At 58.0% G+C, this 21,742-nt stretch carries 11 protein-coding genes; 1 reads left to right on the top strand and 10 read right to left on the bottom strand.

Annotated features, from left to right (window positions below; genetic code table 11):
* Positions 1-2 precede the first annotated feature (2 nt).
* The 5 genes from EDB95_RS23280 to EDB95_RS23260 all read right to left on the bottom strand — a co-directional run bounded on the left by EDB95_RS23280 (position 3) and on the right by EDB95_RS23260 (position 10,989).
* Entirely contained in the window at positions 3-3,200 is a 3,198-nt protein-coding gene (locus EDB95_RS23280; protein ID WP_133998083.1) for a SusC/RagA family TonB-linked outer membrane protein, read from the bottom strand.
* A 119-nt stretch (positions 3,201-3,319) separates the two neighbouring features.
* Positions 3,320-4,663 carry a sugar porter family MFS transporter gene (locus EDB95_RS23275; protein ID WP_246073771.1) on the bottom strand — a complete coding sequence of 448 codons (1,344 nt, stop codon included), beginning with the start codon at positions 4,661-4,663 and terminating at the stop codon, positions 3,320-3,322.
* Positions 4,650-5,726, bottom strand: coding sequence for an aldose epimerase family protein (locus tag EDB95_RS23270; protein WP_133998078.1), 1,077 nt, complete (start codon positions 5,724-5,726; stop codon positions 4,650-4,652). The genes EDB95_RS23275 and EDB95_RS23270 overlap by 14 nt, the downstream gene beginning before the upstream one ends.
* The gene (locus EDB95_RS23265) at positions 5,720-8,938 is read right to left on the bottom strand and encodes a DUF5107 domain-containing protein (protein ID WP_133998075.1); all 3,219 of its coding nucleotides are present in this window, start codon (positions 8,936-8,938) and stop codon (positions 5,720-5,722) included. Before EDB95_RS23265 ends, EDB95_RS23270 begins: the two co-directional genes overlap by 7 nt.
* 2 nt (positions 8,939-8,940) lie before the next feature.
* On the bottom strand, positions 8,941-10,989 hold the full coding sequence (locus EDB95_RS23260; RefSeq protein ID WP_133998072.1) for an alpha-galactosidase: 2,049 nt from the start codon (positions 10,987-10,989) through the stop codon (positions 8,941-8,943).
* Between the two features lie 164 nt (positions 10,990-11,153).
* Here EDB95_RS23260 and EDB95_RS23255 point away from each other — a divergent pair, with 164 nt between their 5' ends.
* Positions 11,154-12,041, top strand: a complete 888-nt coding sequence (locus EDB95_RS23255; protein ID WP_133998069.1) for an AraC family transcriptional regulator — start codon at positions 11,154-11,156, stop codon at positions 12,039-12,041.
* A gap of 1 nt (position 12,042) precedes the next feature.
* Here the strand turns inward: EDB95_RS23255 and EDB95_RS23250 are convergent, their stop codons facing one another.
* The 5 genes from EDB95_RS23250 to EDB95_RS23230 all read right to left on the bottom strand — a co-directional run bounded on the left by EDB95_RS23250 (position 12,043) and on the right by EDB95_RS23230 (position 21,741).
* Complete coding sequence (locus tag EDB95_RS23250; protein WP_133998066.1) at positions 12,043-14,196, bottom strand: alpha-galactosidase; 2,154 nt, start codon at positions 14,194-14,196, stop codon at positions 12,043-12,045.
* Positions 14,197-14,485: 289 nt separating this feature from the next.
* Positions 14,486-17,899 (bottom strand): T9SS type A sorting domain-containing protein, encoded by a 3,414-nt coding sequence (locus tag EDB95_RS23245; RefSeq protein WP_162852750.1) that lies wholly within the window; start codon positions 17,897-17,899, stop codon positions 14,486-14,488.
* Positions 17,900-17,967: 68 nt separating this feature from the next.
* Positions 17,968-19,053, bottom strand: coding sequence for a DNA polymerase IV (gene dinB / locus EDB95_RS23240; RefSeq protein ID WP_133998062.1), 1,086 nt, complete (start codon positions 19,051-19,053; stop codon positions 17,968-17,970).
* Positions 19,054-19,055: 2 nt separating this feature from the next.
* Complete coding sequence (locus EDB95_RS23235; protein WP_211352188.1) at positions 19,056-20,369, bottom strand: FGGY-family carbohydrate kinase; 1,314 nt, start codon at positions 20,367-20,369, stop codon at positions 19,056-19,058.
* 79 nt (positions 20,370-20,448) lie between these two features.
* The gene (locus EDB95_RS23230; protein WP_246073770.1) at positions 20,449-21,741 is read right to left on the bottom strand and encodes a TIM barrel protein; all 1,293 of its coding nucleotides are present in this window, start codon (positions 21,739-21,741) and stop codon (positions 20,449-20,451) included.
* Position 21,742: the final 1 nt, after the last annotated feature.

The raw sequence follows: 21,742 nt of genomic DNA, 5'->3' as shown, positions 1-21,742 counted from the left end.
TCTTAAAAATTTAAGTTTACGCCCACGTTGAGTACTTTTTGGATCGGGTAGCTGAAACCCTGACCCGACTGCTCCGGATCCCAGAGCTTGAAGGGCGCCCAGGTCAACAGGTTTAACCCGTTGAAATAAATCCGGGCGTTGTCCAGGAAGATCCGGCGCGACCAGGCCCTGGGCAGGGAATACCCCACTTCCAGTGACTTCAGCCGCATAAAGTTGCCGTTCCGGAGCCACCAGGAGCTGGTCTGTTCGTTGTTGTTGTTCTCATACGTCGACAGGCGGGGCCAAAGGGCGTAGAGGTTTTGATTCTCCTCCGTCCAATGGTCGTCTGCGTAAGCCTTTAAGAGCTGTGCGTTGTTGGCAAAGGGCGCGGTACCATACTGCCCGTAATACGCGTTGTTCTGGGCGGTCGGGTTGATGAAAAAGGAAACCCGTGCGTCGCCTTGGAAAAAGGCGCTCAGGTCAAACTGTTTGTACTGGGCCGAAAAACCAAACCCATAAATGATCTCGGGCGTGGTCGGCAGCCCCAGCGGCACCTGGTCGTAGGAATTGATGACACCGTCTTTGTTGATGTCCCGGTATTTGATGTCTCCACCCTGGGGCGGGTTGCCGCCAAAGAGCTGGGAGGGGGAATTGGCGGCTTCTTTGTCGTCCACAAAAAGCCTTTCCGCGATGTATCCGAATTGTTCGTTGATGGGCTGGCCCGAGTGGAACAGGTATGGATAAGGATATTGCGGCTCTTCGAGGTGCCCCACCTTATTGCTGGTCCCGGTGAAGTTGGCCATCACCGTTACCTGGAGGTCCTTCGAGAAACGCTGCTTGTAATCCAGGTGGAGGTCGATCCCATTCGAATACGCCGTCCCCAGGTTGGCCTGGAGGTTGGCTGCGGCGCTGTTTTCGATGCCCGTTTCCACGGGGATATACCCGCGCGGGATCAGGATGTTGTAGCGGTATTCGTGGTAGAATTCGGCGATGAGGTTGAAGTTCTTCAGCACTTCGATTTCCAGGGCGACGTTGCTTTTACGCGCCGTTTCCCAGGTGACGTCGGGGTTGGGATACGCCTGGATGGTCGTTCCATTCAACGAGAAACCGTTGGTGCTGCCAAAGGTGGCGCCCGGGCCGCCGTCGGGCGTCACGCTGGAGAGGTAAAAGAAACGCTGTTGGCCGATGTTGTCGTTCCCCACCAGGCCGTAACTGCCCCTGACTTTTAGCCGGGTGATCAACCGGGAAATGCCGCCCTTCCAATAGGATTCGTTGGAGATCACATATCCCGCGCCGATGGTGGGGAAGAAACCAAAGCGGTGGTTCGGGGCAAATTTCTCGGAACCGTTATAACCAAAGTTGAATTCGAGGAAGTACCGGTCTTTGAACGAATAGGATGCCCGCCCGGATAAACCCAGGTTCCTGGCGGGAAGAGAAGCCGCGAGGGACGGTTGGTTCGTGATGGGGTCGTTGGCGTTAGGCGTGACCGTTTGTTCGCGGGTGCCCAACACGGTACCGCTGACATGGTGGTCTCCAAAGGACCTATCGTAGTCGATGGACCCTTGCATGTAAATATAGGTCGAGATGATTTTGCTCCCCGGGTAGTAGCTCAGGAATTCCTGGGCGGCGCCGGGCTGGTTGTTGATCCAGTTCAGTGTATACTGCCCGGTGGACTGATTGACGCTGGCGACGTCATAATAAAACGGTTTGTAGGATCGCTGCTGGTCGAAATACGAGTACCGGTTCGTGCTGAAGATCCCGTGGAAAGCAAGACCGCGCGTGATGAAATTAAAGGTCTGGTTGAGCTCGAACTGCGCGGACATCCGGGATTCGGAAAAGTTCTTGTACCCATACATCAGGTCCGCATAAGGATTGTCCTGCAGGCTCCCTGTTTGTGACGTGTTGTTGCCAAAGAGGATGTGTTTGGTCAACAGGTTGGCCGAATCGGGTGCATAAAAAGCCGGGAAGGACACCGGGCTGGTATGCAGTACCCGGTCGTAGAGATCCGTGGCCAGCCCGGACTGGTCGCTGGTGATGGGACCGGTATAGTCGTTAAAGTTCCCCCACAACCGGACAACCGCTTCGGTCGTCTTGGTGACCTTGACGTTCACGTTCGAACGCAATTGATAGTTCTCGAACTTCATCCCGGAGTTGAAGTTGTTGACCGGGCTGATCTGGAGGATCCCGTTGTCCCGGTCGTACGAACCGGATATATAATATTTGGCCTGCTCGCTCCCACCCTGTACGCTGAAGTTGGCACGCTGGGTGGTGGTTTGTTTCCGGAAAAGCATGTTCATCCAGTCCACGGCCGGGTACAGATAGGGATTGCTCCCCGGGGCGTGGTTCCAGGTCGCCGTGGCGTTTTGGATCTGGTTGGGCGTGAAATAAGGCGTAGCGAGGGGATCCCGGGTGGTCACCGCCTCGTTATAGTCTTTCATATAGGTGATTGGATCGGCGAGCTGGACGGTTTTTGTCGGTTTTGACACGGAGTGTTCATAACGGAAGTTGACCTTTGCCTTCCCGGTCTTGCCTTCCTTTGTCGTCACCAGGATGACCCCGTTGGCGCCCCTGGCACCGTAAAGCGCGGCCGCGCTGGCGTCTTTCAAAATGGAAAAGCTGGCGATGTCGTCCACGTTCAGACGCGCCAGGTCGTTTGCCGTCAATTCGACGTTGTCGACTAAGATCAGCGGACTGGCGCTGTACCCTAAGGTCGTAACGCCCCGTATAAAGAACTGCGCGTTATCCGCCCCCGGTTGCCCTGACCGCTGAAACGCAATAACCCCGGCAATCTGTCCCGCCAGGGCATTGGTCAGATTGCTCGCAGGGATCCTCAGGTCCTCCGGGTTGACGGAAGTGACCGATCCCACCACGGCTTCCCGTCGCTGTTTTTTACCATAGGCCGTGACCACCACGTCCGACAGGTTGTTTTTGGACAGGTGCATGATCACGCTCATGTTCGCCCGCGCGGGTAACGCAAGCGTTTCGAAGTTGATGCTGCTGAATTCGATGATGGAATTTTCGGGCACATCCAGGATAAACCGGCCGTTGTCATCGGAGACCGTTCCGATCCTGGCATTGCCCCTGACCGTGACATTGGCACCCCTCACCAGGGCGCCCGCAGTATCCCGGATCGTCCCTGTGATGGTTATCCTTTGGGCTTCGGCCCTGAGCCCCAGGAAAATGCAAACTAAAAAGGCCAACAGTTTGAATGGCTTCGGCATAATGCAATCGTTTTGGCGCTGAAATTGTGTGTTGGATTTGCAGCTAAATTAGCATGAAGGGTTAGCCCAAACCATGGGCATTCCTTGGATTTTGATGGATTATCCTACGGTGTTCCTGTCTAGTGAATCACCAGTGCATCCTCCAGCTCTTCGAGGGTTTTCCCTTTGGTCTCTTTTACTTTCAGGGCCACAAAAACCGCCCCCAGTGCGCAGATCCCGGCGTAGAGATAAAACGTCTTGTCTCCCAGGCGTTCGAATAAGGGAGGAAAAGTAAAGACCAGGACAAAGTAAGCCGCCCAGAGACAAAGCACGGCGAGCGACGTGGCGGCGCTCCTGATCTTCCCGGGAAACACTTCGGCGATCAATACCCAGGTCACGGGCGCCAGTGTCAGCGCGTACGTGCCGATGGACGCCAGGAGGAACCACGACACCTGTGCCGCGCCCGTCCCCAATAAGTGTACAACGGCCAGGTACAGCAGCGAAAGACAAACGGCTCCGGCCAGCATCAACGGTTTGCGGCCCACCTTATCTACCAACAGCATGGCGGCCACGGTAAAGACCAGGTTCACGCCTCCGATAAAGACGGTTTGCAAAAGCTGCCCGTCTCTTGCCACACCTATGCTGGCAAAAATGGCGGGGGTATAATTGAAGACGACGTTGATGCCGCAAAATTGTTGAAAAACGGCCAGGCCGATGCCCACGAGGACGGAGGGGAAAACCGCGCGGTGTAAGAGCGCGCCGTAGTGAAGGCCCTGCGCGGCGGAACGCTTATCGGTGGGTGCCGCGGAGCGGTGAAAGCCGCCCAGAGTCTTGTGGGCATATTCTTTGCCCCCGATCCGCTCCAGCAAACGCTCCGCCTCCGCCGTCCTTCCAGCCTCCGCCAGCCAGCGGGGACTTTCGGGAAGCCACAAAGCGCCCAACACAAACAAAGCCGAAGGAACCACCCCAAGACCAAACATCCATCGCCAGGCATCGGGGCCTGTATTTCTAAGCGTATAGTTGATGAGGTTGGTCACCAGGATACCGATGACGACGGTAAGCTGGTTGATCGCCACCATCCTGCCCCGAAAAGAGGCAGGGGATATTTCGGCGATATACATGGGGGAGAGCAGCGAAGCCATGCCCACCCCCGCGCCCGCAAAAAAACGGGCCCCGATAAAAAAGTACCGCGTCGGCGCGAGCGCCATGGCCAGCGAAGAGACCCCGAAAAGCATAGCCGCCAGGAGTAATCCCTTCCGGCGGCCATACCTGCCGGAGATGCCCCCCGCCAGGACACTACCCAGGATGGCGCCCAATGCAAGGCTACCGGTGGCAAAACCTTCCCAATATGTATCCAACCCAAAGGTGGTTTTCAAAAAAGGAAGCGCCCCTGAAATCACGGCGAAGTCGAACCCAAACAGGTATCCACCCAGTGCCGACACAAAGGAGATCGAAAGAATGAAGGAATGATTATACCGGGTCATGGACATCGAATTCAAATATAGTGGTGGTTTTGTATTCCGCCCCGGGGTCCAGGATGGTGCTGGGAAAACCGGGCTGGTTCGGGCTGTCCGGGTAAAACTGGGTCTCCAGGGCCACGGCGCCGTGTTGTTCGTAGGTAACACCTTGTGCACCCAGAAACGATCCGTCCCACCAGTTGGCTGTGTACACCTGAATGCAGGGCTTGTCGGTATAGACGCGAAGACGCCGGCCGGAGGCGGGATCGCGGAGCGCTGCGGCAAGGCCGGGTTCACCCGGCGCGCCATTTGCGCTGCGACCCGGCGCAACGTGGTCCAGCACGAAATTGTGATCCAGCCCCCGGTCTACCGGAAACACACCCAGCCTTTCGCCAAGGCGCGCCGGCCGTGAAAAATCCAGCGGCGTCCCCGCCACCGGCCGGACCATACCGGTGGGAAGATTGTTCCCATTTTTCTCTGCATAGTCCCGGGCAAAGACCCGAAGTTCATGTTCGTCGATCAAAGGACGCGCAAAGGCACTCAGGTTGAAATAGGAGTGGTTGGACAGGTTGACGGGGGTGCGCTTGTCCGAACGCGCGGTATAGTCCAGGTAAAGCCGGTTGTCCGGTCTGAGCGTATACCGTATTGTCGCGTCCAGGTTCCCCGGATAACCTTCTTCTCCATCCTTGCTCCGGTAACCCATCAGTACACTCGCCTTGTCCGTTGATTGGACGACCTCCAAGACTTCCCATAACTGTTGGTGAAACCCGCGGAAGCCTCCGTGCAAATGGTTGGTGCCTTCGTTTTGGGTCAGGTGGTACGTGACGCCGTCAAGGACAAAACGGCCCCGCCAGATGCGGTTTACATAACGGCCCACCACACACCCCAGGTAAAGGGGGTTGTGCGCATAAGTGTCGATATCCTGGTAGCCGGCCACCACGTTGCCGAGGCGCCCGTTCCGGTCGGGCACCCAAAGCGTCCGTATGGAAGCACCCAGGTTGGTCAGGGTCAGGTGCATCCGGGGGTTTTGCAAGGTGAACAAATACTGGGCGTCGGGGGTATGGCAAACAGACTCTGTAATGGTTAGCATAGTGTTTTTTGGATCGTATGTAGATATTGCGTGGCACCGGCATGGGCAGGGTCCAGCCGGAGCACTTCGGACAGGTGTTCTTCCGCGGCGGCGGTCTGACCAAGGCCCAGGTAGCCCAGTCCCATCAGGTAGTGACAGTGCTGGCGGTTGCGTACGTCCAGGTCCTGGTCAAAGACCAGCATGTCCGGAAGGGATACGGCAAAATAGTCAATGTGGATCTTGTCCTCTATATGGGCCTCCCCAAAGCGGATAAAGCGTTCGAAGATGTTCCATGCCTTGGCGGTTTCGCCCAGTTTTTGCCAGGCCAGGGCCTGGTAGTAGATCTTGTCCGGTTGGGGATCGTTGTAGAAGATGGCCTGTACCGGCTCGTCCGCACCAAGTGTGGCTTCCTCGAATGCGGCCCGGGCTTCCTCAACGCGCCCTCGCGCTTCGTAAATACAACCCATCAGGTATAGGCGGTCATTCTCCGGCGTGCCATAGAGTTTGCCTTCGCCAAGGTTTTCCGGATAGTGTACCGTCGCTTCCAGGAGCGCTTCCGCCCGGTCGTATGCGCCTTTATCGATGGCCTGTTTGGCCAGGCCCAGTTGGCTATACAGGTATTGACGGACGACCTTACCTTCCCCACCCTCCCACGGATGGAAGATCCGGCCGGCCAATAGCGCCTTCGCCTTTTCATGGTCTTGCCGGAGGTTGTACAGGGACACGCGTTCCAGGTAAAGGTCATCCCGCTGCCCGACGAGCGGCAGGTAGCGTTCGAGCAAGTCGAGGCGTTCCTGCACCGGCCGGCCGGTTACTTTATACAACTGGTCCAGCTCCATAAGAACACGGGCGTCTTTCTGATCGAGCAGAAAGGCCTGCTCCAGGCAATGTATGGCCTTGGCCGTTTCTTTGGTTTTATTGTAATACGCCAATGCCAGGTTGCGGAAGGGCAAGGCATAGGCCGGGTCGATCTGTATTGCTTTTTCCCAACAGTCAATGGCTTCTGCGTACTGGCGTTTGTCGTACCAGAGGTTGCCTAAGTAACAGGCGGCGTGGGCGTCCGTGGGGTTTTGTTCCAGGGCGCTTTCCAGGATAAGGATCTCTTCTATTTTGTTGGGAAAAACAAGGGAGGGGTCGCCCTGGGCGGCCTTCCGGTAGAGCGCGCCGGCGTCCTGACCCGCTTTGAGGGCAAACCAGGCTTTGTAATAATTGCCCAGGGTGCTGTCGTCCAACAGGCTGCCGGCTTCCTCATACAGACCCATGTAGGCATAATCCAGGGAAAGCTCCAGGTAGTTGTTGAGGGCGCCCCGCATGCGCCCGGCAAAATCGGGATGCCGTCCCTCCCAGGCACAACCCATATTAAAGGGATCGATGTCCAGGGACTCTTGTATAAACGCGCGGTTGTCCCGGCCCAGTTGCCGCAACACGACCGCTTTCAGGTGACGGGCCTGCACACTGTGCGCGTTCCGCACAAGTGATTTATTGACGTGCTCCAGGGCTTGGCGCCATTGTTTTTGTTGACATTTTATCCGGGCCATCGACAAAAAGGCACTGTGTTGCCACGCGTCGTTCCAGGCTGCCTTGGCAAAGGCATCGTAAGCATCTTCTATCCGGCCTTGCAACATCAGTGACCAGCCCAGGTTGTAGAGCGGCTCCCCCTCGTAGGGATTGGGATTGCGCAATGTGAGCGTGGCGATGGCCCTCCGGAAATAAGGCTCCGCGCTTTTGAACTGGCCCCGGCGCAACAGCCAAAGACCAAGGGCGTTGTTACAGCGGATATCCCCAGGGCTGCGTTTCAGGCCCTCCTCGTAATAGTCGACCGGGTTATACGTGGCGTGCCGGTATTGTTCCAGGTGCAGGCCGTTCAGGTAGAGCTCTTCCACCTGTTCAATCTCCGCGGGGCTTTTGGCAGCAGTGGCGGGGGACGGTTGGGCTTTTACTTCCGGGGGGTCGGGGCGGTAGGCTACGAGCGTCACTCCTTCCGCGGAGAGGACAGCGACGTGACAGCCTGCGGCGCCGGGAAGTCGTTCGCTGAAAATGTGCGCGGGGGAAAGGTCAAACGTATACTCCTTAATCAGGGTATCGTCCCGGAAAATTTGTATCCGGGCGCCCGGATACCGCGAGGTCGCGTATACGCTGACGTTGTCCTCTTCCAGGTTGACCATCGCCTCCTTGGTCGCGTTCTTGACCATGCCCACCCCGGCAAAGGGCATGAAGTATTGTTCAAACGTTTTTTCCTCGTTGGGCTGGAGCCAGGAGAAATCGGGCTGGTTGTCCGTAAATACGCCGGTCATCAGCTCGATATAAGGGCCGTCCTCATCGGTCAGGTTCCGGTCCCAGGCCTTCCCGAAGTCACCGTTCCCCCAGGTCCATTGTTTTTTGCCGGGGGAAACATGGTGATCGGCCACGTGGAGCATACCCGCCTGGGTATCGTGTTCATAACAACCCATAAAGTCATACCTGGAACGGATGGCCATATAGGAAGTAGGTACCGGGATATTCACATACCGGGAGATATCCGTTCCCGGCGCATAATTGACCTTATAATACGTGCCGGTGGCGATCGGAAAATCCGATACGTCCCGTTTTCCATGATCAAATACGGCGTATACATCCGGTGGGAAAAGGGATTGGTAGTGCTCGCCCACCTTGACGGCCGGGTTGGCCCACCAGAGAAAGGTCTGGGGAAAAGGCGTGCGGTTGAAAAGCTTCCCCCGGATCTCCAGGTAGGCTTTGTCCGGGTATAACGTAAAGCCCGCCAGGCCTTTGGTCCGGAACATGATCTCCACCTCGTTCATCCACACCGTCCGGCTTCCATCCGGGTGTTCCTCCAGGCTGAAGTCCACGGGGGAAAAGGTAGAAGGCCGGTGGTGCTGGGGCCAGTTGAATTCGATCCCCCCCGATATCCAGGGACCCGCCAGGCCCACCAGGGCCGGTTTGATCACCTGGTTGTAGTATACGAAGTCGCGCCCCCTCACCTTGTCATACGCCCGTTGCACCCTACCCCCCAGCTCCGGCAGCAGCATGATCTTCAGGTATTCGTTTTCGAGGAAAACGGCGGTATAGGTCACGTCCTCTTTGTGATCCGAAATGTGCTCGATCACCGGATGCGGGTAGACGACCCCGCTGCTCCCCTGGTAGACCCTTTTTTCCAGAAACAAAGGGTTCTTTTCGGGTTGCCCGGCTTTATAGGTAGGTATCCGTACTTCTTCGATCCAAGCTTTTACGTCCATAGTTATTGTTTGATGATGTCGATCATGAGGGCGTCCTCCTTTGGTACGCTGACCTGTCCGGTAAGTGTTTGGCCGGTCAGGAAGTCCTTATACACGTAGTTGCCCGCGGGCAGCCCCAGGGCCTCCGGGGACAAGGTGTAAGCGAAGTCCCCCTGGCGGCTGAAGTTGAAAAGGCCCACGAGCGTGGTGTCACCCTTCAGGCAAAACACCATCTGCTGGTCAAAACCAGGTCCATCGGCCCACTTCAGGGGCGTGAACACCCGGGGATGGCTAAAGAAGGCGCAAACCGACGGGTTGTCGAGATACATGCGCGCGCGCTCCTGGGCGAGCGCGCTCCGGTAATCCGACCCGTCCCCGAGGATGCTGCCCATGACCATCAGCGCGTACAACCGGACCTTTACCGTCTGTTCGGACAAAGCAGGGTTCTTTTGAAAGTGCTCCATAACGGTCACGTCCAGGTTGGTGTACGGCCAGAGCGTGCCCATGGCCCACCCCAGGTGCGACGCCGAGGCCAGCGAATATTCCGTGCTGCCCCAGTTGGGAAAACCTTTGTCGTCGTCCCGAAGGTGGCTGTAAATATCCGTGGTGAGAAAACGGGCATGGGTATATTGACTGGGGAAAAGCGGGGAAATGGCCTCCGTATAAAACACATCCGGCCCCAGGATGGAATCGGACAGGTGCCGGAGCAGGCGCATGCCGTAGTTAAAGGCTTGTATACCCGTTCGGATGGCGGGGTCGGCATGGCGGGGCGACTCCTGGGCACCCGCGCTCAGGAAGTCGATCTTGATAAAGGTCGCGCCCATGGCCTTTGCTTTTTCCAACTGTCCTACAAGGTAGGCGCGCATGGCAGGATGCGTCGGGTCCAGGGCATAAGCGGCCCAGTCGCCGTCCTTATAGGCAATGGGCTCACGGTTCGCGTCTTTGAGGACGACCTGTCCGATGGTAAAATTCGTCCCGGCGAAGGGCGCCTGATCGATCCCGTTTTTCCACGTCCATTGGGCAAAGGGGGCGAAATAAAACCCGATCTGCTGGTGTTTTTTCCTTGTGTAACGCCCCAGTGCCGCCAGCATTTCCGTCGAGTAAATACCCTGGTCGTAGGAATCAATGCTCAACACGGGGTTTTTAAAATTCCCAAGCGTAGCGAGGAAGTCGGACACCTTTTGCACCCCCGCGGGCATCATGACGTGCTCATAGCCGAGCACGCCTTCCACCCCAAAGCTGTTCCAATAAAACGGGGCGGGGCCCTTCCACTCCAGGCGGCCGTTGATCCTGGCGTTCACTTCGCCGTAGGTTTTCAGGAGCGCGCGGATGTCGCGTCCTCCCCCGACGAATACCGTTGGCGAACGCACGACCGACCCCACCATCGTGCCGTGAGGCGCGTGGTCGTGGGTACCGTCTTTGCCGCCTTCGTCCGCGGGGAGTGCGGGGTTGTCCGGGGTGGAGACGCCGCCGAAAACCGTGAGCGAGTCGCGGTCACCCATGCGATACGCGATCCCCGTTTTCCAAAAATCGTGTGTCACGCTGCCCACGACAACCCCCGAAAAGTTCGCGTTGTCATACACAGCGGTCAGCTCGTAACTCATCCCTTTGGCGGGCGCCTTTTGCTCCAGCACGTGCACCCAGTCGTCGTTGTCAAAGGGCACATCCAGCAGGCGGCGCTCCGCGCCGGGTACCTGCGCGGTCCCCGCGAGGGGGGAAATGTTGCGCGTTTCCAAACCGTCCGCGCTTTGGGCCTCCAGGTCTATCAAGAGATAGGTGTCGTAGAGCGTGATGTGCTGGATCAACCGAATACCGCCCGCCTCGTGTATAAACGTGAGCCGCTTTCCGTCCAGTGAACACCAGTGCCGCGGACAGTCTTTGGTTGACACCAAACCCTTATGGACGTCCTCCACATAAGCGTAGGTCCGGGACAGGGTTTGGCCGGTAGCGAACCGGTAACTAAGGGTCCCGGCGACGGTGTCGGCTGTCACGGACACATAAGCATTGGATAGCGTCTGGCCGGTGACGACGCCGCATAAAACCATAAAAAGGATGATACAAGGTATACGCATATCGTTAATATCCTGGATTCTGATCGTTCAGGGTTTCGGTGTACATTATGAACACGTCCGCGGACCGAAGTTAATGGAGAATATGCCAAAAATCTACCTTTGTCTCCACTCACGGAATAGCAATTTTTCCGAAGAGTATGGACTTTTTCCCGATTTTTATACCCATGCAAAAACGGCTGCAACGCAAAAAGGAAGGCTTTGAAGGCCAAAAGCTCATCGTCATCCCCAGGAAAATCATCCACGACTTCCTGACCAGGGACCCCATTACCCGTCCAGCCTATATCACCGACATCGGGTACTATCCAAAGGCCCTCTTTCACTATATGGAAAGACCGGCGGGGGTTTCTCAACACATTGTGATTTACTGTGTGGAAGGGCGTGGGTGGGTCACGATGGAGGGTATGACGATCGACCTTTCCCCCGGTGAATTCGTGACCATTCCCGCCGGCACGCCGCACCGGTATGCAACGGATGCCCAGGCGCCCTGGACGATTTATTGGATTCACTTTGCGGGCGACACCGCAACGTATATCACAGACCTGCTCCGCCAGGGCAAACCCCGGCTGGTTTATGACCAACAACGCTTCAGGCTTTTTGACGACATCTATGCCCACCTGGAAAAGGGATACAGCAACGATAACCTCCGTTATGTCAACATGATCTTTTATCATTTCCTGTCCTCCCTGCTGTATGGAGACAAGTTTTCCCAGGCCGCCCAGCCACAGGAAAAGGACATCATCGACCGCACGATGGAGTTGATGCAGAAGCGGAGCCAGGACCTTTTGACCCTGGGCGAGCTCGCTGACTTTGCCGGGCTGTCGGTATCTCATTTTTCCACCTTATTCAAAAAACGCACGGGACATTCCCCCGTCGAATACTTCAACCACCTCAAAATCCAGAAAGCCTGTCAGTACCTCCTTTTCACGTCCATGACCGTCAGGGAGATCGGGGTCATGCTGGGTATAGAGGACCAGTTTTATTTCTCGCGGATGTTTTCCAAGTCCATGGGGGTGTCGCCTACGGAGTACAGACAGCGGAATACGCCGAGGTGAGCTATTGCGCCACGGCTTCGAAGACCGTGCTCTCCCCGTCGTGATCGAAGTCGGAGCGGACCCCCTCGTTCATCAGGAAGGCCCCGGTAAAGGATTTCCCCTCGTAAGCCCCGAAATAGCCTTTGTCACCCTTGTTGAGCTCGCTGAGGCGATAAGTGGCGTCGGGGTTGAGCCCCTTGAGCCGGATGTTTCGATGAACCGATTCCGGTGTTTTTTGGATCAGAAACGAATACACCACCGCGCGTTTCTTATCTTCCGTCACGTACATCAAGGCGGCCCTGGGCTCCTCGTAGGGCGACACGAGCCGGTACAGGTCCCCGTGGAGGACCACGTCTTCGATTCCTTTATAGGTCTGGATCGCGTTCCTGGCGAACTCCTTGTCGGCGGGGCTCATCTGCATGGGTTGCAGGTCCATCCCCAGCTTCCCCGTCATCGCTACATCAAAACGGAATTTGAGGGATTCGCTCCGGTGCGTGATTCCGTTGGGAATGTTGGACACGTGCGACGCCAGGCCGATCGCGGGGAAAAAGTATTCCATCCCCCACCCGATCTTAATCCGGTCCACGGCGTCCGTATTGTCGCTGGGCCAGAATTCCATGAAGTTCGGGAGGGTGGCATAGTCGACCCGGCCGCCGCCCCCGGAACAGGCCATCAGCGTGACGGCCGGAAAGGCTTTTTTCACCCTGTCCATAATGTTGAGCAGCGCCTTAGAGTAGTCCACAAAAAGGTTGCCCTGGCGGTCCTTGCCCAGGTAAGCCGAACCGGGGTTGGTGACATACCGGTTACAATCCCACTTCACATAACTGATCCCCGGGTTTTGCCGCAACAGCTTGTCGATGCACTGATAGACGTATTCCTGCACCCTGGGGTTCGAAAGGTCAAGGATAAGCTGGTTGCGTTGAAGATCGAGCGGCCGGTGCGGTGCGGTGATGACCCAGTCCGGGTGCTGTTCGTACAGCTCGCTTTTCGGGTTGACCATTTCCGGTTCGATCCAGATGCCAAACTTCAGGTGATTCGCCCGGCACTGGTCCACCAGGTATCCGATCCCGTGCGGCAGTTTGTGCGTATTCACTTCCCAATCACCCAGCCCCGCGTCGTCGTTGTTGCGTGGGTATTTATTTCCAAACCAGCCGTCATCCAATAAAAACAGGTCAAAACCCATCGTGCCCGCCTGTTGGATGATGGTGGTCAGCTTTTGCTCGTCAAAGTCGAAGTAGGTGGCCTCCCAGTTGTTCAGCAGCACATCCCTTCGCCCATACCCATTCCGGATGCCGTAGGTCCTTGCCCAGCGATGGAACCGGCGGGTGACCTCCCCCGCCCCTTCGGCGCTGTACGTATGCAACAAGGCCGGTGTCGAAAAGGTTTTGCCCGGGTCCAGGGTATAATCCGAGGCATAAGGATTGGCGCCGCAAAGGACGTTGAGGTTGCCCTCCGTGCCCACCTCGAACTTGAGCTGCCAGCTCCCCGGCCACGCCAGCGTGGCGCCCAAGACCTGCCCCTCGTCCTCCCGGAGTTTTCCGTTCAGCGCGAGCAGGAAAGAGGGATTGCTCCGCTGGTCCGAACGCACCCCCAGTTTGGAATCGATGATCCGGATCCCCGGCTGGAGCTGCGTTTCCGTCATATTGGCCTCGCTCGCCCAGTCGCCATAATACGAAGTCAGGTAGTATGCCGTCTCGTGAAAGCTCAGATCTCCCGAAGCAAAATCATGGAGTTTTATAGCCCCCTTCTCCCCGTTGCGGACCTCCGCCCACTGCGCAATGACGTTCTCCTTTCGATAGGCCTTGTAAAAAAGGGTGACCGACACCGGGTAGTAGCTGTCGTGAAGGTGAATCTCCGTTTGTTCCGTATTACTGTCGAGCTGCCGGGTGCTGTGGTTTTCATACACCAGGTAAGTCGTCGTATTGCCGTCGTCATGTGTCAGGCGTAGCGCTACCTCCGTATAGTTTTTCCCATAAGTGGAATAAGCCTCATCCCCTTTCGCGGGGTCTTCTCCCCCCTCCGGCGTTTGCGGCCCATAATAGAGCTGCCTTAACGTACTGTCCTTCCCCACCCCCAGCAGCAGCAGGTTGTCGTGCGTCGACACGCGGATCACCTGGGCATCCATCACAAACGGGCACACAGCCGCCAGGAACAATACAATCGTCTTTTGCATCATAGGCGCCAAATTTCGGGCTTATCCGCGGGGAGGGGAATGGGCTATCCTACGATCGGGATGGATAATCGTACGACGGCGTCTTCCCCTCCGGTGTGGGCATGCCTTTCTCTTCTGGCGTGGGCATGCCGTGTCACAGCGCGGGGTGGATGAGCCTAAATAACCTCTTTTCCGCAGAAGCCAAAAACACTTGCCATCGTTCGGATCTTCTGCGGAAAAGAGGTTATTTAGGCTCATCCACCCCGCGCGGGCGCTCGCGGCCCGGTCAGCAAGAGTGAGGTGGTTATTTTGGCTAGTGTACCATGATATTTCTTTGGGTGCGGCTCGTGCCGTCCTGCCAGGTCAGGATGTAGAGACCGGAGGGTACGCCGGTCAGGTCGATACGGACTTGGTAGGCGCCCATGGGGACGGCCATCGTCTTGGTTACTTTTCCGTTGAGGTCAACCAACTGGATGACGGCTTTGTGGACAGAATAGGGCACTTTGACGTAGACCGAACCGGTGGCCGGGTTGGGCAGCGCTGTGACGTGGGGTTGCAGCGGTACGTTTACCGTCGTTAGCCAGGTGCCGGCGGTTTTGCCGAGGGTGTCCGTGGCCGTCAGGCGGTAGTAGTTGTTGCCCTGGACCGGTGAGGGATCGGTGTAGGCGTAGTCAATACCGACACCGGCGATCTGTTGGGAACGGACGGTATAGATCGACGTATAACCGGTGCTGTCCGTGGCCCGCTCCAATTGGTAGGAGACGATATTCTCGTCGTACTGGGTGACCCAGGTCAGTTGGAGCTGACCATTGACCATCGAACCGGTAAACGAAATCATGGCGAAAGTATCGGCGACGGCAGGCGGCGGTGTGTAGACGTATGTAAACTGTGTAGTGCTATCGCTGCTGCCGGTTCCGGCGCTTGTCGACACCGACACAAGGCCGGTGGAACCCTGGCCGACGACGGCGGTGATCAGCGTGTCGGAGACAACGGTGAAGGAACTGGCCGGGCTGCCCCCAAAGGTAACCCTGTCTGCTCGCGTGAAATGGGTGCCAAGAATCGTCACCACACCACCCGTCGTATCGGAGGTGGGCGAGAAGGAGAGCACCTGGGGTATGTATACCGGGGTGCTTTGGAGATAGGTAAAGTCCGAGGTGGAGACGACCGTATCTTCCCCGGGCTGGATCAGTGTGATCGGGCCGGTGGACCCGGTGCCTACGGTGACCCATATCATGGTATCGGACTCGATGACGAAGTTCGACCAGGTTCCTCCAAGCGCGACGGCGGTGACCCCGGTAAAATGCGTTCCCCTGATCACCACGATCCCACCCGTGGAATCTGCCTGGGGAGAGAAGGAAGTGATGGCGGCTTGGGCCGGGATGCTGCTCAGGACGGTAAAGTCGCTCGTCGTCTGGAGCGTGTCTCCCGACGCGTAAACGACAATGCGTCCGGTGGACGCGCCTCTTGCCACGACGGCAGTGATCTCAGTCGACGACACCACCGTAAACGAGGCGGCGGCCACGTTCCCGATGATCACTTGTGTCGTACCGCCCAGGCTTATCCCGGTGATGGTGACGACACCGCCTACCGTATCCGACGCCGGGCTAAAGCCGGTGATCGAAGGCGGCGGCGGCAAGGTATAGGTAAAGACCGCGGCAGAGGTGTCGGACCCTTGGGGTGAAAAAACGATCACCGTGCCGGTAGCGCCTTGGCCAACGACGGCTTCGATCATCGTATCGGATACGATCGTAAAGGATGCCGCAGGGACCGAGCCAAAGCTGACGGCGGTCACCGTGGAGAAGTTTGCACCGTCAATGATCACCGTTCCTCCCGCCGTATCGGAGGCGGGGGTGAAGGCGTGGATCAAGGGGGCATGGGACCCCGGTGCGGGCGCCAGGTAGGTAAACCCGCCGAGCGAATCCGTTCCAACGGGTGTCACGACCGTGATCGCGTGTCCAAAAATATTTGACGGTACGACCGCGCTGATGCTGGTGTCGGACCTTACGGTAAAGGATGTTGCGGCCACACCACCGAAATATACGGCCGTGGCGCCGGTAAACTTCGACCCGCTTATAAAGACCGTGGCCCCGGCAGAATCCGCGGGGGGGATGAAGGACAATATGGACGGGCCGGTCAAAAAGGTAAAGGTGGCGGCGGCGGTAGCCGTGCCGTTGGGGGTGACCAGTTGCACACTGCCGCTGGCGCCTTTTCCGACGACAGCCGTCGCCAGGGTGTCGGCCAATACGCTAAACGAAGCGGCGGAATCGCCCCCGAAAAACACCGCGGTCGCCCCGGTGAAATGCGTTCCATGAAGGGTTACCGTGCCTCCGCTGGTATCGGAAGAAGGCGAGAAAGCGGCTATGGTGGGTGTCAGTGTAACAAAGGTGAACAACGGGCTTGCCAGGGTGTCGCCCACGATGGTCCCATTGGGCAGCTTCCCGCTAAACGATATATTCCCGGAGGTCCCGCTGCCCACGACGGCCGCGATCACCGTATCCGAAACGATTTGGAAGGATGCCGCGAAGGCGTCGCCAAAAAAGACGGATTTGACATCGGTCAGGCCCTGGCCTTTGAGGATTACCGTATCCCCCTTGCCGGCGCTGGTGGGCGCAAAAGAAGTAATCCGGGGGGAGAGCCCCAGGTAGGTGAAGGAAGCGGTCGAGGTCGAGCTTACCCCGGGCGTAACGACCTGCACGGTCCCGCTGGCACCGGCGCGGCTGACGACGGCCTTAATAACGGTATCGGAGACCACGGTCAGCGACGCGGCGGTATCCGCTCCGAATAATACGGCGGTGGTGCCGGTGAAGTGGGTGCCTTTGATCGTAACGGTTCCACCGGCCGTGTCGGCAAGGGGAGAAAAGGATGTTATTTTCGGCGTATCGGGAAGGACCCATGAAAACCCGGTACTGTCATAAGAACTGCCATTACCTACCGCCAGTTTATTGACCCAGGGCGTACCCCTCGGTACGACGGCCGTAACCGTCGTAGGAGAAACCACGGTGAAGGAGGTTGCACTCCAGGGACCGAACTCCACATCATTGACCGCGCCCAAATTGATCCCGTGGATCGTTACAGTCGACCCGGCCGTGCTGGGTACCGGCGAATAGGAAGTGATAAAAACACCGGTATAGGTGGACAGGTTGGTAAACCCAAGCAGGGGGGACGTAAAACCGCCGGTGGTGTTCACCCCTTTATTCAGGGTATCCCGCACGGTTAGCGCACCATTATCAGGACCGCTGACAACCGCCGTGATCACCGTATCGGAAACTATCGTAAAGAAAGCGACCGGTTGCCCACCGATAGTGACATTGGTAATATTCGTAAAACCCCTTCCCCGGATCGTGACCGTATCACCGGTGTGGCCATAGGTCGGGCTAAAAGAGCCGATGTACGCGGCGCCTTTTGCGGGCGTGCCGATCAATGCAAAATACATACCGGGGGAGTACCCATTTGCGTTAAACACACCAAAACTTTCACCCGGTGTCGACGGACAAACCGCTGTCATCAAAGTGTCGGAGAGGACCCTAAAGGAAGTCGCATATCCGTTCCCGATGTTAACGCTGGTGGTGCCGGTAAAGCCCCAGCCGTGGATCGTAACCGTTCCACCTGCCGTGTCGTAGTTGGGGTCGACCCTGGACACGTAACAATTGACTTGCGCAGTGGCGGGCAGGGAGAAAAAAGCAAAAATGGCGGCGACTAAGCGTACGCGTTTCAGTGAAATAAGCATGTGTTTCATTTCGGGTTCCGAAAAAGTAAGAGCGTTTCAAAGATACATAAATATCCTAATGTATCGTATTAATCCTCCGTAAAGAAAAGCCCGAGTTGCACGGTGGGCGGGGGTTCCCCGAAGTTGGACAACGAGACTCCTAACAATCTGATCTTCACCGGCTCTTCCAAAACACCCCGGAGCAACTGGCGAACGGTGGACTGGATAAGTTCAAGATCATCGGTCGGAACCGGGAGGGAAAAGCTGCGCGTGATCAGGCGAAAATCGCTGAATTTGACCTTGAGCGTGACCGTTTTCCCGCGGAGCTGGTGGCGCTGGAGACGGTCCCGGACGATGACGGACAGGCGGTCGAGTTCGGGGGCCATTTCTTCGAGGGAGGACAGGTCTTCCTGGAAGGTATCCTCCGCCCCGACGGACTTGGTTTCGCGGTGGGGTTGAACCGGCCGATCGTCCAGACCCCGAACGATCCGGTAATAAAAGGCGCCGGTTTTACCAAAGTCGCGGACCAGTTCTTCTTCGGTAAGTTTTTTGAGGTCGGCCCCGGTGAAGATGCCCCGGTCTTTCATTTTTTGCGCGGTGACCCGGCCGACACCGTGGAACTTTTCCACCGCCAGCTTTTCCATAAAGGCTTCGATGGAGGACGGACCGATAAAAGCAAACCCATCGGGCTTCTGGAGGTCTGAGGCGATCTTGGCCACGAATTTGTTGACGGAAACCCCGGCGGAGGCGGTGAGCTGGAGCTCTTCCCGGATGGCTTTGCGGATCGCGTGTGCAATCTCGATGGCGGACCCGATCCCCAGCTTGTCCACGGTGACGTCTAAGTAGGCTTCGTCGAGCGACAAAGGTTCAATGAGGTCTGTATAACGGTGGAAAATGGCGCGGATCTGCGCAGAGACTTCCTTGTACACGTCAAACCGGGGACGGACAAAAATGAGGTCGGGACAAAGCTCCCGCGCCCTTTTGGAGGGCATTGCGGAACGGACCCCAAATTTGCGGGCCTCATAGCTGGCCGTCGCCACCACCCCACCCCGGCCTTCTGGAGAGCCGCCCACGGCAATGGGTTTGCCCCGGTATAGGGGGTTGTCGCGTTGTTCGACGGATGCATAAAACGCATCCATATCGATATGGATGATTTTGCGAATGGGTTTGTCCATGACTATCCTTTCCCGGCCATCAGGTGCGACGGCACAGGGCCCCCGTTCCAGTGCTCGTGCAGACAAAGCGCCGCACCCACGGCGGTCGCCTGCGCCACGGACGCGGCCCTGACCTGCTGACCCGGGAAAGCACGGGCCAACAGGTGCATGAAAATAGGATTTTTACTAAAGCCACCGTCGACCAGGACCTGGGAAACACCGGAACCTTCCAGCACGAGCCGGGTACTGTCCGCCTGCCGGTAGACCAGGTCGAGCATCAGTCGGTGGTACGCCGTCTCGTAATCAGGGAACTCCCCGGGCTCCCGCTCCAGAAAACCCGAAGGCGGACCTGCCTGCTCCAGGCGTTCCAGGAGCGCGGTGTCGCAACGCACCGTCTCGAAATGGTTCGCGGGTTTGTGGAAGTGCAGGGCCAGTCGCCGGGCCTGTTGTTCGTGCGCGTGCCCCGCAAAAAGCCGGGAGGCCTTGACCGGGTTCCCTTTGTAGGAAATATAGCAAAGACAGTCTTGCTGCAGTTGGCCGGAGGTCAGCGGCGTGGCGTTGAAGGGGTTGAGGCTGACGCACCAGGTCCCCGTGGACAGTTGGAGAAAGGGCTCGCTGACGGTCCGCAGGTACGGGATCAGCGCCGAAGAACTGTCGTGCAGGCCGATCCCAAGGCGGACCGTCCCCACGGTTTGACAGGTATCCGACGGCAGGATAGGCGGTATTTTTTTGTCGATCCCTTCCTCCCGCACCCAGCGGTGGTAGGCCATCGCCTCGAAGTCCCAAAGCCCGGTATGACAACCCGTGCTGGTGATGTCCGCCGCGGGCGGGCCGCCCAGCACAAAACTGAGGTACTGCGGCAGGTGGAGGGACCAGGCGATATCCGCAAAAAGCGCCGGCTGCTCATACTTCAACCGGTACAACTGGAGCCCTGAACTAAGGCTGTCGTTCAAGGAGGAAGCGGTCTGGCGGCTGAGCGCGCCCGCGCCCCCGTAGCTATTGTAGAAGTGCTCCAGGAGACGTTTGGGGTAAGGCTTCAGGTAGTTGTACAAAGGCGCGATTACCCGGCCTTCGCGGTCCAGGTGGACAAAGCTCGCCCCATAAGCCGCGAAGTTGATGGCCCGCACCTCCCAACGGGGATCCGTCAGGACGTGGGCCGCCTGTTCCTTGACCCAGGCCGTGAGGACCGCCACGTCTTCGCAGGGAAAGCCGTCCTCGTCCACTGTTTCGCGGAGCTGTACGGACTCCTCCCAGCAGACACGGTAGTGCAGGTCGAACAGAAGTAGTTTTTTGTTCGTCTTGCCGACGTCGAATATGGCTATGACGGGAATGGGCATGGTCATTCGTTTGGCGGGCACGGGCTGCGGCACGCCCGCGCGTTTCGGGTCGGGCGGCGCGCCCGCGCGGGCCGCGGCGCTAGAGGCCGGTGGCGCGCCCCCCGCTCCCGCGCTCCTCTGTGAGCCGCCGCCGCACCTCGCCGGCGCGATACAACGCGAGCGGCTCCAAGGCCCCGCCCGCGCGAAGCCGGGCCTCCGCCACCAGCGGGCGGACGTCCGTCCGGTAGGCAGCCTGGAGGACTTCCTGGGCCCTGACCACGTCGCTGGCCGCCCGGGCCTCACGGAGGGCGGCGCGGTCGACGAGGAGCGCCTGGGCATAAGCGATCTTAATGGCTTCCACGGACTGGAGTAGGTCTTCCAGGGGGTCCTTGACGTTGTGGGAAGCGTCGATCATCCAGCCCAGGTCCCGGGAATGCAACATCCCGCGGGCGTCCATGCCTTCGACGAGCTCGCAAAAGATCAGGAACAACTGGTAGGGTTTGATGCTACCCACGGTCAGGTCGTCATCTCCGTACTTGGAGTCGTTGAAGTGGAAACCGCCCAGCTTTCCCTCCATGAGCAAAAGGGCCACGATCTGTTCAATGTTGGCGCCCTGGAGGTGGTGTCCCAGGTCGACGAGGGTATACGCCTGGGGTCCGAGCTTGCTCACGGCGAGCAAGGACTGTCCCCAGTCGGCGACAGTGGTGGAATAAAAATTGGGTTCGAAAGCCTTGTATTCGAGGAAAAGCTTCCAATCGGCGGGGAGCGCCGCGTAAATCTCGTGCAGGCTTTCCAGGGTCCGCTGGAACGCTTCCCGGAAGTTGAGCTGACCGGGGAAACAGGAACCGTCGGCCAACCAGACGGTCAAGGACTTGGACCCCAGCACTTCGCCATATCGGATGACTTCGATGTTGTGGTCGATTGCCTGTTTTCGCACCGCCTTGTCGACGTGTTGAAGGGAACCGTATTTATAACTCAGGGGTTGCCCCGGCTGATCCTGGAAGGTGTTGGAGTTCATGGCATCAAAGACCAGCCCGTAGCGCGTAGCCAGGGCCTTGATCCGTTCCGCGTCCTCCGGGATGTCCCAGGGGATGTGCAGGGAAATGGCGCCACTGGACCGGTTGAGGGCGTGAAGAAGCCCCACGTCGGCGATCTTTTCTTCGAGGTTACGGGGTTCCCCACCGAGGCCGAAACGGCCGAAACGGGTCCCACCGGCCCCCAGGGCCCAGGAGGGAATGGCGACCTGGAAGGCTTCCAGGAGGGGGAGCACCGATAAAGCCTGGGGCGTTTCGGACGCCAGGTGGTTAAACCGGCGCTCATGGGCGAACATGCGTTGGTCGTTGTGCTCGGCAATCGTTGTCCGGGAAATGTGCATGGAAAGGGTTTGAAGCATC

Origin of the sequence: Dinghuibacter silviterrae (genome assembly GCF_004366355.1) — a bacterium.
Lineage (GTDB): Bacteria > Bacteroidota > Bacteroidia > Chitinophagales > Chitinophagaceae > Dinghuibacter > Dinghuibacter silviterrae.
This window is presented reverse-complemented; position numbering and strand designations above follow the sequence as displayed.

What these genes read in the sequence shown, in the direction of transcription:
- EDB95_RS23275 (WP_246073771.1), bottom strand. Translation starts at nt 4,663, where the DNA reads ATGACCCGGTATAATCATTCCTTCATTCTTTCGATCTCCTTTGTGTCG.
- EDB95_RS23250 (WP_133998066.1), bottom strand. Translation starts at nt 14,196, where the DNA reads ATGATGCAAAAGACGATTGTATTGTTCCTGGCGGCTGTGTGCCCGTTT.
- EDB95_RS23280 (WP_133998083.1), bottom strand. Translation starts at nt 3,200, where the DNA reads ATGCCGAAGCCATTCAAACTGTTGGCCTTTTTAGTTTGCATTTTCCTG.
- EDB95_RS23255 (WP_133998069.1), top strand. Translation starts at nt 11,154, where the DNA reads ATGCAAAAACGGCTGCAACGCAAAAAGGAAGGCTTTGAAGGCCAAAAG.
- EDB95_RS23260 (WP_133998072.1), bottom strand. Translation starts at nt 10,989, where the DNA reads ATGCGTATACCTTGTATCATCCTTTTTATGGTTTTATGCGGCGTCGTC.
- EDB95_RS23235 (WP_211352188.1), bottom strand. Translation starts at nt 20,369, where the DNA reads ATGCCCATTCCCGTCATAGCCATATTCGACGTCGGCAAGACGAACAAA.
- EDB95_RS23265 (WP_133998075.1), bottom strand. Translation starts at nt 8,938, where the DNA reads ATGGACGTAAAAGCTTGGATCGAAGAAGTACGGATACCTACCTATAAA.
- dinB (WP_133998062.1), bottom strand. Translation starts at nt 19,053, where the DNA reads ATGGACAAACCCATTCGCAAAATCATCCATATCGATATGGATGCGTTT.
- EDB95_RS23245 (WP_162852750.1), bottom strand. Translation starts at nt 17,899, where the DNA reads ATGCTTATTTCACTGAAACGCGTACGCTTAGTCGCCGCCATTTTTGCT.
- EDB95_RS23270 (WP_133998078.1), bottom strand. Translation starts at nt 5,726, where the DNA reads ATGCTAACCATTACAGAGTCTGTTTGCCATACCCCCGACGCCCAGTAT.
- EDB95_RS23230 (WP_246073770.1), bottom strand. Translation starts at nt 21,741, where the DNA reads ATGCTTCAAACCCTTTCCATGCACATTTCCCGGACAACGATTGCCGAG.